The 16,351-nt window shown below is 41.1% G+C and carries 19 protein-coding genes; 10 read left to right on the top strand and 9 right to left on the bottom strand.

Annotated elements, in window-relative coordinates:
- The first annotated feature begins 98 nt into the window (after positions 1-98).
- Positions 99-1,580, top strand: coding sequence for an amino acid permease (locus H538_RS0102660; protein WP_026676254.1), 1,482 nt, complete (start codon positions 99-101; stop codon positions 1,578-1,580).
- A 367-nt stretch (positions 1,581-1,947) separates the two neighbouring features.
- Positions 1,948-3,330 (top strand): glycine--tRNA ligase, encoded by a 1,383-nt coding sequence (locus tag H538_RS0102655; RefSeq protein ID WP_026676253.1) that lies wholly within the window; start codon positions 1,948-1,950, stop codon positions 3,328-3,330.
- A 78-nt stretch (positions 3,331-3,408) separates the two neighbouring features.
- Here H538_RS0102655 and H538_RS22940 read toward each other — a convergent pair whose 3' ends face one another.
- Entirely contained in the window at positions 3,409-3,693 is a 285-nt protein-coding gene (locus H538_RS22940; RefSeq protein ID WP_035349782.1) for a YjcZ family sporulation protein, read from the bottom strand.
- A gap of 110 nt (positions 3,694-3,803) precedes the next feature.
- Positions 3,804-4,694: a LysR family transcriptional regulator gene (locus H538_RS0102645; RefSeq protein WP_026676252.1), complete on the bottom strand. Its 891-nt coding sequence runs from the start codon at positions 4,692-4,694 to the stop codon at positions 3,804-3,806.
- Between the two features lie 139 nt (positions 4,695-4,833).
- On the opposite strand from H538_RS0102645, the gene H538_RS0102640 reads away from it, so the two are divergent.
- Entirely contained in the window at positions 4,834-5,373 is a 540-nt protein-coding gene (locus tag H538_RS0102640; RefSeq protein WP_026676251.1) for a flavodoxin family protein, read from the top strand.
- 15 nt (positions 5,374-5,388) lie between these two features.
- Positions 5,389-6,324 (top strand): EamA family transporter RarD, encoded by a 936-nt coding sequence (gene rarD, locus H538_RS0102635; protein ID WP_026676250.1) that lies wholly within the window; start codon positions 5,389-5,391, stop codon positions 6,322-6,324.
- Positions 6,325-6,432: 108 nt separating this feature from the next.
- Here rarD and H538_RS0102630 read toward each other — a convergent pair whose 3' ends face one another.
- The gene (locus tag H538_RS0102630; protein ID WP_026676249.1) at positions 6,433-6,795 is read right to left on the bottom strand and encodes a hypothetical protein; all 363 of its coding nucleotides are present in this window, start codon (positions 6,793-6,795) and stop codon (positions 6,433-6,435) included.
- Positions 6,796-7,187: 392 nt separating this feature from the next.
- On the opposite strand from H538_RS0102630, the gene H538_RS22935 reads away from it, so the two are divergent.
- Both H538_RS22935 and spoIIP read left to right on the top strand, forming a co-directional pair.
- Positions 7,188-8,219 (top strand): LCP family protein, encoded by a 1,032-nt coding sequence (locus H538_RS22935; protein WP_051291215.1) that lies wholly within the window; start codon positions 7,188-7,190, stop codon positions 8,217-8,219.
- 148 nt (positions 8,220-8,367) lie between these two features.
- A complete protein-coding gene (gene spoIIP / locus H538_RS0102620; RefSeq protein WP_051291213.1) occupies positions 8,368-9,513 on the top strand; it encodes a stage II sporulation protein P in 1,146 nt (381 codons plus the stop codon).
- Between the two features lie 60 nt (positions 9,514-9,573).
- Here spoIIP and H538_RS0102615 read toward each other — a convergent pair whose 3' ends face one another.
- Positions 9,574-9,783: a hypothetical protein gene (locus H538_RS0102615; protein ID WP_035349781.1), complete on the bottom strand. Its 210-nt coding sequence runs from the start codon at positions 9,781-9,783 to the stop codon at positions 9,574-9,576.
- A 140-nt stretch (positions 9,784-9,923) separates the two neighbouring features.
- Here H538_RS0102615 and H538_RS0102610 point away from each other — a divergent pair, with 140 nt between their 5' ends.
- Positions 9,924-10,154, top strand: a complete 231-nt coding sequence (locus H538_RS0102610; protein ID WP_026676246.1) for a hypothetical protein — start codon at positions 9,924-9,926, stop codon at positions 10,152-10,154.
- A gap of 15 nt (positions 10,155-10,169) precedes the next feature.
- Here the strand turns inward: H538_RS0102610 and H538_RS0102605 are convergent, their stop codons facing one another.
- The gene (locus tag H538_RS0102605; RefSeq protein ID WP_026676245.1) at positions 10,170-11,156 is read right to left on the bottom strand and encodes a DMT family transporter; all 987 of its coding nucleotides are present in this window, start codon (positions 11,154-11,156) and stop codon (positions 10,170-10,172) included.
- 127 nt (positions 11,157-11,283) lie between these two features.
- Here H538_RS0102605 and H538_RS0102600 point away from each other — a divergent pair, with 127 nt between their 5' ends.
- Entirely contained in the window at positions 11,284-11,844 is a 561-nt protein-coding gene (locus tag H538_RS0102600; RefSeq protein ID WP_026676244.1) for a thioredoxin family protein, read from the top strand.
- Positions 11,845-11,882: 38 nt separating this feature from the next.
- On the opposite strand, the gene H538_RS22930 is transcribed toward H538_RS0102600, so the two are convergent.
- From H538_RS22930 to H538_RS22920, 4 genes are all read right to left on the bottom strand, one after another.
- Entirely contained in the window at positions 11,883-12,335 is a 453-nt protein-coding gene (locus H538_RS22930) for a CotD family spore coat protein (RefSeq protein WP_035349778.1), read from the bottom strand.
- An 89-nt stretch (positions 12,336-12,424) separates the two neighbouring features.
- A complete protein-coding gene (locus H538_RS22925; RefSeq protein ID WP_154657885.1) occupies positions 12,425-12,655 on the bottom strand; it encodes a hypothetical protein in 231 nt (76 codons plus the stop codon).
- A gap of 242 nt (positions 12,656-12,897) precedes the next feature.
- Positions 12,898-13,194, bottom strand: a complete 297-nt coding sequence (locus tag H538_RS25950; RefSeq protein ID WP_154657884.1) for a DUF5316 family protein — start codon at positions 13,192-13,194, stop codon at positions 12,898-12,900.
- A gap of 296 nt (positions 13,195-13,490) precedes the next feature.
- The gene (locus H538_RS22920; protein WP_026676242.1) at positions 13,491-14,252 is read right to left on the bottom strand and encodes a YdcF family protein; all 762 of its coding nucleotides are present in this window, start codon (positions 14,250-14,252) and stop codon (positions 13,491-13,493) included.
- Between the two features lie 579 nt (positions 14,253-14,831).
- Between H538_RS22920 and H538_RS0102580 the strand changes: the two genes are divergently transcribed.
- Both H538_RS0102580 and H538_RS0102575 read left to right on the top strand, forming a co-directional pair.
- Positions 14,832-15,350, top strand: coding sequence for a hypothetical protein (locus H538_RS0102580; RefSeq protein WP_026676241.1), 519 nt, complete (start codon positions 14,832-14,834; stop codon positions 15,348-15,350).
- Positions 15,351-15,369: 19 nt separating this feature from the next.
- Positions 15,370-15,711: a DUF4064 domain-containing protein gene (locus H538_RS0102575; RefSeq protein ID WP_026676240.1), complete on the top strand. Its 342-nt coding sequence runs from the start codon at positions 15,370-15,372 to the stop codon at positions 15,709-15,711.
- The last annotated feature ends 640 nt before the right edge of the window (positions 15,712-16,351 follow it).

Genomic DNA, 16,351 nt, shown 5'->3' with positions numbered 1-16,351 from the left:
AAAAAGAAGGATTTTAGTTCAAATGTACTGAATATTCTTAATTGAACTCATTCTCATAATCGAAAGATCAGTTCAAAAAATAACAAAGGAGAGATGGTATGAGCAAACCTTCACTACAATTAAACGAAGCCGTCCCGCTTCAATCGGAAAATCAATTAAAACGCGGCCTTCGGGCAAGGCACATGACGATGATTGCGATCGGCGGTTCCATTGGCACAGGGTTGTTCCTTGCCAGTGGCGGAGCGATTTCTTCCGCCGGACCAGGAGGAGCTCTCGTCGCCTATGCTGCAATTGGAATTATGGTTTTCTTTCTTATGACAAGCCTGGGAGAAATGGCTTCTTTCATGCCGGTAACCGGATCGTTCAGCACGTATGCGACAAAGTTTGTTGACCCTGCATTAGGGTTTGCCCTTGGATGGAACTATTGGTACAACTGGGCGATTACGCTTGCCGTTGAACTTTCGGCCGGGGCAATGGTGATGGAATTTTGGTTTCCGAAATCTTCACCTATTTTATGGAGCGCCCTATTTCTCGCTATTTTGTTAGCCATCAATGTTTTATCCGTTAAAGGCTATGGCGAGGCGGAATATTGGTTTGCCTTTATTAAAGTGGCGACAATTATTATATTTATCGCAGTTGGCCTCCTCATGATTTTCGGCATTATGGGCGGCGAATCGGTCGGGTTTAAAAATTTCACCGTAAAGGACGCCCCGTTCAGCGGCGGAGTTATGGGGATTCTTGGAGTCTTTATGGTTGCCGGCTTTGCTTTTCAAGGAACGGAGCTTGTCGGGATTGCCGCCGGTGAAAGTGAAAATCCGGAAAAAAATATTCCGAAAGCAATTAAACAGGTGTTTTGGCGCATTTTATTATTTTATGTCTTAGCGATTTTCGTCATTGGATTGCTCATTCCTTATACGAATCCGAACTTGCTTCACTCTGACATTAAAGACGTTTCTGTAAGCCCTTTCACCCTTGTGTTTGAGAAAGCGGGACTTGCTTTTGCGGCATCGGTGATGAATGCGATCATTCTTACAGCCGTCTTATCTGCGGGGAATTCGGGGATGTATGCGGCGACCCGGATGTTATGGACACTTGCGAAAGAAGGGAAAGCGCCTCGTTTTCTTGCGAAGGTCAATTCCCGGGGAATACCAATGAATGCGCTCCTCGTTACAACGGTTATTGGAGCAGCTGCTTTTTTATCATCATTGTTTAAAAATGATGCTGTTTACCTCTGGCTATTAAATGCATCGGGCATGTCCGGCTTTATCGCCTGGCTTGGAATTGCCATCAGCCATTATCGTTTCAGAAAAGCTTACATCGCTCAAGGGCGGGATTTAAATGAACTTGTCTACAAAGCGAAGTGGTTCCCGTTTGGCCCATTGTTTTCGTTCATTTTATGTTTGTTCGTCGTTCTTGGACAAAACTACGGAGCTTTTACCGGCGGGAAAATTGATTGGTATGGTGTGGCAGTATCCTATATCGGTTTGCCGTTGTTCATCATCGCCTGGCTTGCTTATAAATGGATAAAGAAAACAAAAATCGTGCCATTGGAAAAATGCGATTTTAGTAGTGAAAATTAAAATTACATGTAACCTTCCTTGACAAACTGGATATACTTTATATATTATCAATAAATAAAAATACTGTTTGGCAGTGAAAGGCGTATAGTATCTGAGCAGCTTTTCTTTCTAGCGATCCGGGGATGGTGGGAGCCCGGAAGAAAGTTCAGAGAAACGGCAGTCTGGAGCCATTTTGATGAAAGTGGGCATGCAGTTTTTGGTATGCCAATTAGGGTGGAACCGCGTGAGTACAGCTCTCGTCCCTAAGCGTTATGCTTAGGGATGGGAGCTTTTTTTCATTCTATTAATGGATGAAAGTAAAAGAAAGACTGCTGCGCGCTAAAAGCCTGACGATAATCGTAGTTTTTCTAACAAGGAGGATTTTACAATGAAGGTCACAATGGAACAAATCGTGAATCTGGCAAAACAAAGAGGATTCGTTTTTCCGGGTTCAGAAATTTACGGAGGACTTGCGAATACGTGGGATTACGGTCCGCTCGGTGTTGAACTGAAAAACAATGTGAAAAAAGCATGGTGGAAGAAATTCGTTCAAGAATCTCCATACAATGTCGGTCTTGATGCTGCCATTCTTATGAATCCGCAAACATGGATGGCCTCTGGCCATATCGGCAATTTCAATGATCCAATGATCGATTGTAAACAATGCAAAGCGCGCCATCGTGCCGACAAACTCATTGAGGAAGCAGCGCAAAACGCCGGTCAAGAGATCATCGCAGACGGCCTTTCGTTTGAAGAAATGGAGAAGCTCATTGAAAAGTTTGAAGTCGTTTGTCCGGATTGCGGAGCGCGTGATTTTACGCCGATTCGTCAATTTAACTTAATGTTTAAAACCCATCAAGGAGTGACGGAGTCAAGCGCCAATGAAATTTATCTCCGCCCGGAAACGGCTCAGGGGATTTTTGTCAATTTTAAAAATGTACAGCGAACAATGAGAAAGAAACTTCCATTCGGCATTGCACAAGTCGGCAAAAGTTTCCGAAATGAAATTACACCGGGTAACTTTACATTCCGGACGAGAGAATTTGAACAAATGGAACTTGAATTCTTCTGTAAACCAGGTGAAGAATTAAAATGGTTCGATTACTGGAAAGACTTTGCCGAAAAGTGGCTTCTCTCATTAGGAATGAAAAAAGAAAAGTTGCGCCTTCGCGACCATGAAAAGGAAGAGCTGTCCCACTATAGCAATGCCACGACCGACTTTGAATACCAATTCCCGTTTGGCTGGGGCGAGCTATGGGGAATCGCTTCACGGACCGATTTTGACTTGAAGCGCCATAGCGAACATTCAGGAGAGGACTTTGAATATGTCGATCAAGAAACGAACGACCGTTACATTCCATATTGCATTGAGCCGGCATTGGGCGCGGACCGCGTTACACTAGCTTTCTTGATTGATGCCTATGATGAAGAAGAAATCAGTGAAGGCGATGTCCGCAAAGTGCTTCGTTTGCACCCGGCTCTTGCCCCGTATAAAGCGGCGATTTTGCCATTGTCGAAAAAGCTTTCCGATGAAGCGCGTGAAGTCTTTGCTGATTTAGCTAAACATTTTATGGTCGATTATGATGAATCAGGTTCGATCGGCAAACGATACCGCCGCCAGGATGAAATCGGAACGCCGTTCTGCATTACGTATGATTTTGATTCAAAAGAAGACAATCAGGTGACGGTAAGGGATCGTGATACGATGGAACAGGTGCGTATGCCGATTACTGAACTGAAGGCTTATATCGAAGAAAAATTGACATTTTAAGCGAAAGCGGCTCATCCATTAAAGGATGAGCCGTTTTTTCATTCAAAGAGCTTCTTTAATCGTTTCATGATGGTGTTTTTAACAGCGGCCGTCGACTCCTCCCCAGTCTCCGATCCAACAAAATCCGTTCCAGCAGACATAACCGACTATAATAAGAAGAATAAACAGGACGACAATGATCGCCCACCAGAACCACCCTCCACCCCGGGTCCAGTATTTGTATTTGCCAAAATATCCTCCGGGGCCATATCTAAATCCATAACCGTATCCGTAGGCGGCTGGAACGACCGGGTAGACGGGCATCATATAGGCGGGGTACCCGGCAAACATTTGACGTTTATCAGGTTTTTTAAAAAAACCCATAAATTTTTCTCCTTTCTACATGTTTTCGCCGTTTACTACTAGTTTATGAGAATTGCTTGATAAGCGTTTAGGACAGACCATCAATTCAATCGTTTAATTTTATATGATCTCTATCCTTTCAATACTTCTCTTGTCACATCAATAAATGCTTTCAAAGCGGGCGAAATCCATTTATCCTTGTGCCAGGCCAGATACGTGTAAATCGAAAACCCGCAGCCTCCCCAGGCAAGTTCTTTCATGCGTCCTTGTTCAATATCTTTTTGAATCGCAATTGCGGGAAGAACCGCAATTCCGAGTCCGGCTATCACACACTGTTTAATTGCTTCAATGCTAGCAAATTCGATAATGTTCGAAGGCTGAACACCGACCGAAGATAGAGAGTCCTCAAAAATCCGGCGGTAACTGCAGCCGCATCCGGTAAGCAAGAGAGGCTCGCCTTGCAAATCAAATGGCATGACAGATTCTTTATCGGTTAACGAGTGTTCCGGATGGGTCACGATTTTAATGGATTCTTTTACAAGTGGTTCGACAATTATATGTTCGGAGGCGCCAGGTATATCCATTAAAACGGCAACATCGAGCACTCCTTCGGCCAGCTGAAACATCACTTCCTGGTCAGAGGTTCCGGGATGGAAACTAAGTTGAACCTTCGGATATCGTTCCCGGAATTTCGCTAATACGGATGGCAGCCGATACGTGCATTGGCTTTCCGGCGCACCGATAACAAGTTTGCCGGTTGGCTCTTTTTCACCGGCTACGGCTGTTTTTGCTTCTTCAGTTAATGAAATGATTTTATTGGCATAAATTTTTAATTGCCGGCCAGCTTCAGTCAAAATGAGCCGCTTGCCAAGCCGTTCGAATAATTGGACGCCGAGTTCCGTCTCAAGCGATTGGATTTGCGCGGTCACGCTTGATTGGGCAAAGTTTAGAGCTTCGGCGGTACGGGTGAAATTTAACTTTTCCGCTGCCGTCCGAAACGTTATCAATTGTTTATATTCCATCTATGTTACCTCTCCTTTTATCGGCATTTTCGATTATAATCATCGGAATAATCGTCTGTACTGATTATGGATCTACTTGTATGATACATTTATAGGAAACAGTAAACAATCATTAAATGAGCAGATGGAGGATTTAAACATGTTTGTACTACATGGCAGTTCACGAGAAAACGGCAATACAGAATCTATCATCAATCTGTTGCTAGAAGGGATAGAAGCAGAACGGATTTACTTGCGGGAGAAAAATATTCTTCCGATCGTAGATAAACGGCACGATCCAGAAGGATTTCCGCAACGGCATGATGAATATGAAGAAATTGCCAAAAAAATGTTGGAACACGACACGATTGTATTTGCCACACCACTTTACTGGTATGGAATGAGCGGCACGATGAAAAACTTTATCGATCGATGGTCTGAAAGTTTGCGCGATCCGGATTTGCGGTTCGCTGAACGAATGAAAAACAAAAAGATGTATGTCGTCATCGTAGGAGGGGATGATCCAAAACGAAAAGCATTACCTCTCATCATGCAGTTTCAATATATTTTTGATTTCGTCGGAGCTTCGTTTGAAGATTATATTATCGGAGAAGGGAATAAGCCGGGAGACATTATGACTGATCATGAAGCTCTTCATAAAGCGCGATTTTTAAATAAAGTTTTGAAACATAAAAAGTAGATAGAGGTGGAACGAATGAAAAATCGAGAGAATGATTCGTGGGGAATAGGGTATGCCGCAGCTTCTTACGTATTATGGGGATTCCTGCCATTATACTGGAAAGCGGTCAAGGGCGTTTCAGCACATGAAATTCTTGCCCATCGCATTATCTGGTGCTTTCTGTTCATGATTCTTGTCTTATTGATTTCACGGAGAACAGGCCAATTGAGTACTAGCTTAAAGCGATTATTTCGTTCCTGGCCGATCTTCTTATCCGTATTCGCCTCTTCTCTCTTAATCAGTGCGAACTGGTTTATTTACATTTGGGCGGTCAATACCAATCGCGTCATTGAAACGAGTTTAGGTTACTATATCAATCCGCTTATAGTTGTTCTGTTAGGAGTTTTTGTGTTAAAGGAAAAGCTCAACCGCTGGCAAATCATTTCCTTTTTCTTAGCTTTCATCGGGGTAGCGATTTTAACGATCCAATACGGGCATGTTCCATGGGTGGCGCTTTCGCTGGCATTAAGCTTTGGGTTATATGGATTAACGAAGAAGCTGGCCCCATTTGACTCTGTTATTGGCCTAACCTTTGAAACGATGTTCGTAGTCCCTTTCGCCTTTATTTTTTTACTCTATGTCCAGGTCAAAGGAACCGGCGCTTTTATGGCAGATGCTCCTTCTGTTTCGTTTCTGCTCGCAGGGGCGGGAGTGGCAACAGCACTGCCATTATTATGTTTTGCCGAAGGAGCAAAGCGGATTACGCTTGCGATGGTTGGATTTCTTCAATATATCGCCCCGACCATTATGCTGTTCCTGGGCATTTTCGTCTTTAATGAAAGGTTTTCAAAAGTCCAATTCGTATCGTTCCTTTTCATCTGGCTGGCGCTTATCCTTTTTTCGCTTTCAAGGGCAAAATTCATGGCTCATTTATTCCCGAAAAGAAAGTCTTCCTTCGAAGCACGGTCTTAATACGTTAGAGATAGGGCAAAAAGCTGCATTTTCTATTGTAAAATGCAGCTTTTACTCGTTTTCAATGAACGTGTTACTGTTTATTCGTCTGCAAAAAATTTTATTCATCTAGTAAGCATATTGAATATGCTTTCGAATTTCAGCTACTACTTCTTCCGGTTGGTCGATCTCAAAAATGACATAGTGATAACGTTCATGGCCGGCCAATTCAAGAATGACATGGGGCCCTTTATGCTCATAGGAAAGAAAATACCATTTATTTTCGTACCGAAAGCTGCCTTCATATAGATATGGCGGGATGCATGTTCCAGGCATTCGAAGCATCCAAAAGGGCGCTTTAAACGTATCGATAATGGCGCTTTTAATTGCCGGATATGGAATTTTCACTTCGCGTTTTAAGGCGGCGATGCTCGTAAATCCTGTTAATTTCAGCGTAAGTTCTTTTTCATCAAACCGAATGATTCTCCCCATGCCAAATTCTCCTCAGCTTAGAATCTTTTGTGTTCATTATAGTACCCACTAATACTGTTTTTCCAATAAAAACCTTAAAGTCAATACGTTCATTGTCAAACTGCTGTAACAAACGAAAACTATAATGGAGTCAAGTAAACGATGAAAACAGCTTTATAAATTTCCCACAATGCAAGCAGGGGAATTTTAACAAAGCAATCTTTGATTTATAGCATTCATGAACGATATGAAAATCGTGAAAACTATAAAGTACAAATGAAGTAAAAAGGATCTTCAGTTTATAATTGTTTAATATTTAAAAATACGATAAACTAATGAAGTCAATTAACATTTTTTGATGTAATTCGTGAGATCACGACAATCTTTTTAACTTATTACGAGGAGCAATGTAAATGAATGAACCGCGAACGAGGGTAAAGAAAAAGAAGAAAAAGAACCGCTTTCTTCGTCTTCTTCTTGTTGTTATATTATTTTGTTTTGTTGGAGCGGCTTCGTATGCCGGATATTTAGCATACAAAGTAAAATCCGCGGCCGATAAAACATACCATGGATTATCACGCAAATCCGATTTACGGACGGAAAAAGTTACATTAGGTGAAAACCCGGTAACGATTCTTCTTCTTGGAATTGAAAAATATAGCGGGGATGAGCCTCCGCATTCGGATTCGATGATGCTTATCACGTTAAATCCAAAAACGAAAGAAACGGCAATTCTTAGTATCCCGCGTGATACACGAACATTTTTGCCGGTTATTAATCAAGAGAGCAAAATTACGCATGCTTACAGTTATGGTAATAAAAAAGGCGGACAAAAGGCAGCCGTCGAAGCGAGTATGGAAGCGGTCGAGAAGTTCCTTGATGTCCCGATTGATTATTATGCCACAGTCAATTTTAAAGCGTTTAAAGAAGTTGTTGATGATTTAGGCGGTGTAACAGTGAAAGTAAAAGTGGCAAAGCCGATTACGCAACGTTCGATGAAGGCGGTCGGTGGGAAAACCTATACATTTATACCGGGTGAAACGAGACATATGAACGGAGCAGAAGCATTGACGTACGTTCAAATGCGAAAAACAGATCCAGAAGGGGATTTCGGCCGCCAAAAACGCCAGCAACAAATTTTGCAGGCACTTGCCGATAAGGCGTTGTCGGTTACGACTGTGACAAAAGCAACCGATCTTCTCGACACTGTTGGCAACAACATTACGACCAACATAACCTTGAAAGAAATGTTCGGCATGCGAAATTTCTACAGTTCGATTAAAGATGGAAAACATATGGAACATTTTGTTTTTACCCATAGTCCGGAAACAGATGTGTATCTTCCAGCTACCGGTCCGGGACGGACATATTATTTTGTACCGAAGCAAGAAGAAGTTCAAAAAATTAGCAACCGCTTAAAAGAAATTCTTGAAATTAATCAATAAGAGAAAGCCCTGTTAGCAGGGCTTTCTCTTATTGTAAGGGCATCGACGAAGGCGATGCCCTACAAAATTGCTTTTGCAACTTTGCATTTTTCAACATTCTAAATCTAGTTTTTCTTTCATAAGTATTTACTAGAAAGGATGTTGAGAAATGATCATGAAGCGAAGGATAAGAAATCGGACAAGCTTAGGAATCGTCTTGATTCTAGTTCTTTTCGTACTGTTTTTCGGCGGCATTAAAGTCTTGTCTTCGTTAAAAGACAGCATGAACTCTACATTGGTCAATAAGTGGTTTAGCCATTTTAAAGTAGAGAGTTTTGTTCATTTTATGGGGACTGAAATTCCATATTTAACACAAGTACTGCCAGTAGAGTCTAAGCCTCCCGGGCTGTCATCCGTTCTTTTTGAATTAGCGACAAACGTCAGGCCGGGAGATATTCGCAGTCTTTTAGGGCGGGAGCTTCCGGGGTTTTCACTATACGATACGGAAATTGTTGTCGCCGGGGAAGGAACGGATTTCACGAATTTGCCAGAAGACTCAGCACCTCCGATGAAAATATTAAAAAGAAACGAAGACATTAATGAAGAAAATTTAAAAATCGATGAACAAGAACCTGCACCCGCGCCGAAACATACGACGAATGGGAAGAAAGTCGTTTTCATCTATCAATCGCATAGTACGGAATCGTATGCCCCTTTACTAAAAGGCGGAAAAAATCTTAAAGACCCACGAAGCACGAACAATAAAGCGAATATGATTGCGATCGGCAAAATGTTGAGCGACGAACTTGAAAAAAGAGGCATCGGCACGGAGCATGACACGACAGACATGAATGCCTTTTTAAATAAAAAGGGCTGGTCCTACTATCAATCGTATGATGCTTCAAGGAAAATCGTCCAGGAGGCGATGGGACAAAATCGGAATTTAAATTTCATCATTGACGTTCATAGAGATTCAGCGGGAGGGAATGTCACACGGAAGGTCATCAATGGTAAATCGTATGCGAGACTGGCTTTTATTGTTGGCGGAGAACAAAAGAATGCAGCCAAAAGCCAGGCATTTGGAAAAGCGTTATTTGATCATTTAAATAAAAAATATCCGGGGCTTTGCCGCGGCGTCGTCGTCAAATATAAAACGATGGGGAATGGAGTATACAACCAGGACCTTGCGGATCATGCCATTTTAGTGGAAATCGGCGGGATTGACAATACAATGGATGAATTGTACCGCTCTGTCGTCGCCCTTAGTGATGCGCTAAGCGATTATTATTGGCAGGCGGAAAAGGTAAATAACTGACATGGCCTCAAGCCTGTCAGTTATTTTTTTGAAAAGAAAAGCCGGACGTTTGTACTTTCCCTACAGGTTGTTATTTTGTTGGCTAATTTCGGCTTCATTTAAAAATTCGTTCACACGCTCGATTTTCTTATATTCATTGACAGAATCCCCTGGATAAAAATCATCGGAATCATATGGTTGCTGTGAATGAATGTTCGATGAGATCGTAATTTCTTCTTTAGTCGGGGTATTCGTTTGCAGATTTCTCGTTCTCTTTTTTATTTCGTCCATTGATCATCGCCTCGCTTTAAACTATAGACTGGCCAAATGTTTGCCATTTATGCACATGAATTTAAGAATATCGGGACATATTCAAATGGAAAGAGGGAAATACTTGAGTAAGCAAAGGTAGCTTTTTAGGAGGCGATGACATGAGATTTTCAGCACATGCATTCGATGATTTTTTCTGGAATGAAGTTCATTATGAAAAGATATTGCAAGCGGTAATGAATCGTGAAAATATGGGAACGATTCCAAATAGCAGCCCGGACATGTCGGAATGGATAGTAGAAAATTGGGCACCTGGAGAATTTAAACCAGAATGTTATTGTGATTTCATGCATCATCTCGAGGAATTGACATATGAAAAAGAATTGGAATAAAGAAAGCAGCCGCTGTCATTTGAGAGTGGCTGCTTCTTTCGATTCGTTTTGGCAAGAGGCAGGCTGCGCTTGATGAGTAAACAAGCTATGAAGAATCATGCCTATGATAATGAGGGCAATCCCAATATAAGAAAGAATGGAAGGCATCGCTCCATGTAAAAAAAGTATTTCTCCAAGAAGAGTGAAAAGCACTTCTCCTGATTGAGTTGCTTCAACGGCTGCAAGTTGATGCGGATCGTTGCGAACCATGTCTGTCGCCAGAAAAAATAAGACGGTAGCGATAATGCCCGAACAAATGGCGACTAAAAAGGATTGCGTCGTTTGCATGGCGGTTGGCGGACCTTCTTTTAGCAGGCCATACAAAGATAGCAATAACCAGAATGGCAAGCTTGCCAGCGTCATTCCAAGCACGCGCTGAAAGGGATCAAGCCGCCCGCCGCAAATTTCCATCATCTTCCGGTTTCCGAGCGGATAGGCAAAAGATGCGATAACGACCGGAACGACACTTAAGAAAACCGTTGTAAGATCCAGCTTTTCGGCGTGTTGGAATTGAATAAGAACTACTCCAGCAACAATAATAAAGGAAAGCGACAGCCCTTTTAAAGGGATTCTCTGCCTGACCTTTACCGTGCCATTTGACGTGTGGATCGTCTCGTAAAAAAACGGGACGATCAGAGACCCTGCAATGATTGTAAATTGCCACGTTCCTGCTGTGAGCCATCCAGGGCTAAATGCCGCGGCGTACGTAATCGGGGCATAAAATAAAACGAATCCGACAAAGCTCCATATGATCCAGGGCATGGGCCGTTTTCGCATTTCCAAAAATAATGGCCGCAAGTTCCCACGCATCCTGACAATGAGCCATAAAAAAGGAATCATGAAAATAAAACGCAACGAAGCGCTCCAAACCCAAAATCCACCAGAGACTTCCATTGACCGGTTTAAAACAAACGTAAAAGCAAAAAAGAAAGAAGCAAGTATACCGAGAAAAATCGCCTTCAATTTGTTTTCCTCTCCCTATTCTTAAGCTGTTGGTATTATTATCATTATAGTACACCTTGTTCATAAAAAGAGAGAATTTATTGATTTTAATTGGTAGATTATACTTATGGTAAGGAGGTTTTTGTAAATGAATTTAAACGACTGGTTTGACAAAGGAATGTCATTTAAAGACTACGTGGCGGCAATGAATGTCAATAAGGAAGAATTGGCGAACATTTATGATCAATTCTCTCTTTCGAAGGAAGATGAGGAATTTTTTATGAAATGGCGCGCAAAAGGCTGGCGCGTCATCGTCCTTACGGCAGATTGGTGCGGCGATGCATTGTTGTGCGTTCCGATCGTTAAGCGGATTTCCGAAATTGCCGGATTTGAAATGAGTCTCTTAATCCGTGATGAAAATCTTGAATTAATGGACCAATATTTAACAAATGGCACTTCTCGGGCAATTCCGATTTTTATTTTTATCGATCACGATGGAAATGAAAAAGCGGTATGGGGCCCGCGCTCACCGGAAGTGCAAGATATGATTATGACGATGCGTTCTGAGCTTCCAGATCAAAGCTCACCTGAATTTGAAGCAAAGCAGCAAGAGATGTACCGTTCATTTAGAGAAAAACTAGCAACGGATAAGACCATTTGGGCCTCTGTCGTCCGCAGTGTGAAGGAACGGTTCAAAAGCGTAATATAAGAAAGCCCGGGCATTGCCCGGGCTTTCTCTCTGCAGTACTAGTCCATTATTTTCGGTTTCGGCTCTTCTACTACTTTGTTTACATGTTCGCATGTTGTTGTTTCTTTTACAGGATATTGGTGTTTATGAATATAGACGTTATGATGTTTATGTTCGATAGTAATCGGATGAATATGTTTGATCTCATATTCTTTATAATAATCTTTTACATAGTTTTGTGCTGGATAGACAACATCGTTTAACGATTGATTTGGCGGACATGCAGCTTGCGTGGCCGGGCTTACAGCACCGGGATGTGAAGGCGGCTGATAGGCCGGGCTAATCGGCGCGTTCGTTGGACTGACTGCGGGTTGGACAACGTGAGCGGGACTAACCGGGTAGGTTGGAACAACTTGCTGGACCGGAAGAACGGGAATAACCGGAATGAATGGAACGGGTGGTGGTGGAAGAAACGGCCGCGGCGGGCCAAAAAAACGGGAATCTTTGGACATTCAGTTCTACTCCTTGAATATAGAATTTGAAACCTTTCTTACTTTCTATCCTATGGACATTCCCTATTCTTGCAAACGGCATGTACCTACTATTTGTAATATTGTGTTGGACTAACGGGATAATTTGGTTTCATTGCCGGGCTAACTGGCATTACGGGTTGAACAGGGCTGACTGGCATCGTAGGCACATAAGCAGCAGGACTTACCGCCGTTGGGCTTACAGAAGTAACAGGGCTCACAGCTGTTGGACTCACAGCCACCGGGCTAACCGCAGTCACAGGACTAACCGGATAGGCTGGCGTCACTTGTGCAACGGGCATGACCGGTATAACTGGAATGAAGGGAACGATAGGCGGAGGCGGTGGTGGAGGTGGAGGACAACAACAACCAAATCCAAAACCAAAACGTTCTTGATCTTTAGACATTCGTTTCTACTCCTCTAAAAGTATTTATTTTAAGGTGATACATGATAGTTTATGGAAAGACGGCGAACTTGCAAACGGCATGTACCTACAGGAAATAAAATTTTTAAACGACTACCTCATCTGGTAGTCGTTTAAGTTCACATCATATTTAGAAAAATAACAGCACCTACTGCCCCTATCAGGCATGGAAGACCGAGCATCAAGAAGCGAAATGACCATTTTAAACGCCTGTATTTTCGGCTATTGGGATCCACATAAAAATTTAGCCGCCTGCGATCGCTGCTGACAAAATACCCTAATGAAAACCTTGAACAAAGAATTGAGAGGCTACTTACGATCGTCGTTAACTTTATAAACAGTTCAACAGTATAGAACAAATGAGATACAATAAGAGCGGTCAATACGATGCAAATGCCTAATCCAAATGATTTCATATCGAACACCTTTCTTCATCGTCAGTCGTTAATTGGTAAAGATAAGGCTCTTTTACATCGTATGTATCGTTTACATAATGGTGAAAAGCTACTGAAACCAGCTTCAGTAGCTTTTCTCTTTGCCATTTCTTATACGAATCGGAAAGATTCAAGTTTAGCGGGCTTGCGGCACTTTTTCGTGAGTCCTGGCATTTATTCGTCTAATCGAATCTCTTATTCGTCTAACAAGGCAACTTATTGGTCTAAAACCAACGTTTATTCGCCTGACCCTTGCTTATTGTCTGTCACGGACTTTTTCAAGGGTTGCCCATTTTATCAAACACATAATACTTAGCAAGGGCAAGAATTTCCCGCACATGAACCTGGGGAATGACGCTAAGGGGTACTTTCGAGCCTGCTCCGAAGGCTTCTAATCCGAGATCCCTCGCCATTGACTTTGCCCGATGGAGGTGGAAGTTGCTCGAAATAATTAATACCCGCTCAGGATAATGAACTGCACTTTGCCTGTTCATCAAGTCTCTTGAAAATTTCAGGTTTTCATAAGTGCTTGTCGCTTTTTCTTCCTTTACAATTCGCTGGGATGGAATGCCGTGGGCAAGTAAGTAGTCTTCCATAACGGATGCCTCACTGACCGGTTCATCATATCCCTTCCCGCCGCTTACAACAACTTTCGCTTTCGGGTATGCTTTTAAATAATCAACCGCCTTATTTAATCGTTCTTTAAGGACAGGGGAGGGTTTCCCTCTCCTGATTCCGGCCCCGAGGACGAGCACATAATCGAGTTTTTTCGGATGATCATCGGCAATCGATGATAAAATGAGCCCTTCCAATACGCAAGAGACGATGATGATTGCTCCTAGTAACGTTAAGACTAGTATTCTAGCACTTCTTTTTCTACTCCATACTGTTTTTAAAGGACGGTAAAAAACGTAAATCGCAATAAAAAAAAGCGAGAAAGAGAATATGACGACTGCCCCCGTGTCAATGTTCGCGATTCGGATCAAATTCATACAATAAAGCAAACCAATGATTCCTAAAACCAAAAATAAATTCCTCATTTATGTGCCTCTCAATCACTGTTTTTTAACTTAATCCAATTTTACCATTTATTACACAAAAAGATAATGCCGTTTTTACTAATAAATGAGTCTTACAATAAAATTGTTGCAGGAAATGACTAAATGTTAGTTTTTTGAATCTTTATTGAAGTCCCTAAAAAGACGAATAACCTCGCTTTTTGTAGAAATCGAAGGTTCCAAAGAAGGAGACAATGACTGCTTACCTTTTTCATCCTAGAAGATATGGCTGTAAAAAAGATTACTTCACGAACGTATGGAAGCCCTAGTCTTTCGGCTGTACTTTCTCAAGGACTATCAACTGTATACGCACTCGTTTCAAAGAAAAAATGATTTAGCTATCGTCAAAGGAAACGAAGTTATCGGTGATGAAATAGTCAATGTTTTTATAGACAGTTGCTATACCAACAAAAAGTATCGGTGCCTGTAGTTACAGTACACTTCGCATAAATAGGCTAATGAAATAAGAATTGAAAAGTAAGAAAAACTGTCCACATTATTACGGATGTGTGATAATATTGTAATTGGTTTGTAACAAATGAAATAGGGGAGGAATAATTGATGAAAAAATTGTTAGGGATTGCATTATCTTCACTCTTAGTTATGGGGCTTGCAGCTTGTTCTGCTGACTCTGAGGACGTGTCAACTGGGGAAAAGACAAAAACAGAGAAAACACAAACCACTAAAGCTGAAGATGGTAAAAAAATTGCCATTAATAAAGAGTTTAACGTAAATGGACTCAAAGTAAAAATTGGTGAAATGAAGCTGAAAAAGAATAAAGTTGTTGTTGGTATGACTGTTAAAAACACTACCAAAGATAAATTATCGTTCTTTCCTGACCAGGGTAATGTAGTTATTGGAAACCTTCAACTTGATGCGGACCTTTTTAATGGTAAAGGTAATGTTGGTGGTGACATTCAAGCAGGTGTGAGTAAGTCTGGAGTTGTAGAATATGCTGTTCCAGATGGAAAATCTTTAGATGTTGACAAAGTAAAAGAAGTTCAATTACATTTTGGTGATATATTTAACGAAAAATCAATGGATGCAAAGCCGTTTGATCAAGTTATTAAATTAAAATAACTTAAGGAGAATAGAAGTAATGAAAAGAACAACTGAATTTGTATTAGGTCTTTTGGGTGGTATATTTGGAATTATTGGAGCGTTTATTGCTTTGTTTATTGGTGGGGTAGATGCTGCAATTAACGGATCAAGTAATATTATTGGATTAGGATGGACAGCAGTTATCCTTTCAATTTTAGGCATTGTTGGATCTGTCGTTGTAAAAGGTAAACCAAAATTAGGCGGAATCTTTATGTTAGTCGCTGGTATAGGTGGATTTATCTGTGTATCGTTCGCATATATTTTGAGTGGGGTATTACTTATCATTGCTGGTGTAATGGGTGTTTTCCGTAAAGATAAAACATCTTCTACTCAAGTATAATTAACTTTGTAAAGGCATGGTTTTCAATTAAGAAAATCATGCCTTTTTATGGGAGAAATATAGGTGATCGAAAAAAAGCGAGAAATATAAACAATGAGAGACAAGGATGAACTATTGCCCTTTCTAGAAAAATAGTTTGAATATCAGTAATCGAACATTCGTTATTTTAAGAACACCTCGTTAGATCTGTGAAATGAGGAAAAACGATCATGAATCGTTACATGATTTAAAATTTTTTCGTTCTCGGACAATAAGTGCTCTTATTTGGACAATAAATCATCCGGTTTAGACAATAACATTTTACTTTTGGATAATAAGTGAAAAAACTACTCATTTTATTGTCCGACACAGGCCATTTATTGTCCGATGGAATCGATTTATTGTCGGAAATCCACTGTTTATTGTCCAAATGCCATGAAAATAGCACCACACTATACACTAGAGAAGTTTGATCCTGTTTTTTGCTTCTATTTTTTTACAGGCGAAAATGGATTCTTGAAAATAAGAACTTTCTTAGCTGAAAGGGCACTATTTACAGATATTCAAACAAAAAATTCATTCAAAAGAAACAGATGAGAATTAAAATATGGTTTGAAATATTGGGTTACATCGGTTGTTGCTGTAATGATCAAAATAACAA

It is taken from the genome of Fictibacillus gelatini DSM 15865, from assembly GCF_000430745.1.
In the GTDB taxonomy this organism is placed as follows: Bacteria; Bacillota; Bacilli; order Bacillales; family Fictibacillaceae; genus Fictibacillus_A; species Fictibacillus_A gelatini.
The sequence above is the reverse complement of the archived record's forward strand: the minus strand, read 5'-3'. Positions and strand labels throughout refer to the sequence as shown.

Bases quoted from the DNA above. Each gene is read 5' to 3' on its own strand.
- rarD (WP_026676250.1), top strand. From the start codon at position 5,389: ATGAAAAATCGAGAGAATGATTCGTGGGGAATAGGGTATGCCGCAGCT.
- H538_RS0102575 (WP_026676240.1), top strand. From the start codon at position 15,370: ATGAAAAGAACAACTGAATTTGTATTAGGTCTTTTGGGTGGTATATTT.
- H538_RS0102580 (WP_026676241.1), top strand. From the start codon at position 14,832: ATGAAAAAATTGTTAGGGATTGCATTATCTTCACTCTTAGTTATGGGG.
- H538_RS0102630 (WP_026676249.1), bottom strand. From the start codon at position 6,795: ATGGGGAGAATCATTCGGTTTGATGAAAAAGAACTTACGCTGAAATTA.
- H538_RS0102660 (WP_026676254.1), top strand. From the start codon at position 99: ATGAGCAAACCTTCACTACAATTAAACGAAGCCGTCCCGCTTCAATCG.
- H538_RS22920 (WP_026676242.1), bottom strand. From the start codon at position 14,252: ATGAGGAATTTATTTTTGGTTTTAGGAATCATTGGTTTGCTTTATTGT.
- H538_RS0102600 (WP_026676244.1), top strand. From the start codon at position 11,284: ATGAATTTAAACGACTGGTTTGACAAAGGAATGTCATTTAAAGACTAC.
- H538_RS22930 (WP_035349778.1), bottom strand. From the start codon at position 12,335: ATGTCCAAAGATTCCCGTTTTTTTGGCCCGCCGCGGCCGTTTCTTCCA.
- H538_RS0102610 (WP_026676246.1), top strand. From the start codon at position 9,924: ATGAGATTTTCAGCACATGCATTCGATGATTTTTTCTGGAATGAAGTT.
- H538_RS0102655 (WP_026676253.1), top strand. From the start codon at position 1,948: ATGAAGGTCACAATGGAACAAATCGTGAATCTGGCAAAACAAAGAGGA.
- H538_RS22940 (WP_035349782.1), bottom strand. From the start codon at position 3,693: ATGGGTTTTTTTAAAAAACCTGATAAACGTCAAATGTTTGCCGGGTAC.
- H538_RS0102615 (WP_035349781.1), bottom strand. From the start codon at position 9,783: ATGGACGAAATAAAAAAGAGAACGAGAAATCTGCAAACGAATACCCCG.
- H538_RS0102645 (WP_026676252.1), bottom strand. From the start codon at position 4,694: ATGGAATATAAACAATTGATAACGTTTCGGACGGCAGCGGAAAAGTTA.
- spoIIP (WP_051291213.1), top strand. From the start codon at position 8,368: ATGATCATGAAGCGAAGGATAAGAAATCGGACAAGCTTAGGAATCGTC.
- H538_RS25950 (WP_154657884.1), bottom strand. From the start codon at position 13,194: ATGAAATCATTTGGATTAGGCATTTGCATCGTATTGACCGCTCTTATT.
- H538_RS22935 (WP_051291215.1), top strand. From the start codon at position 7,188: ATGAATGAACCGCGAACGAGGGTAAAGAAAAAGAAGAAAAAGAACCGC.
- H538_RS0102640 (WP_026676251.1), top strand. From the start codon at position 4,834: ATGTTTGTACTACATGGCAGTTCACGAGAAAACGGCAATACAGAATCT.
- H538_RS22925 (WP_154657885.1), bottom strand. From the start codon at position 12,655: ATGCCCGTTGCACAAGTGACGCCAGCCTATCCGGTTAGTCCTGTGACT.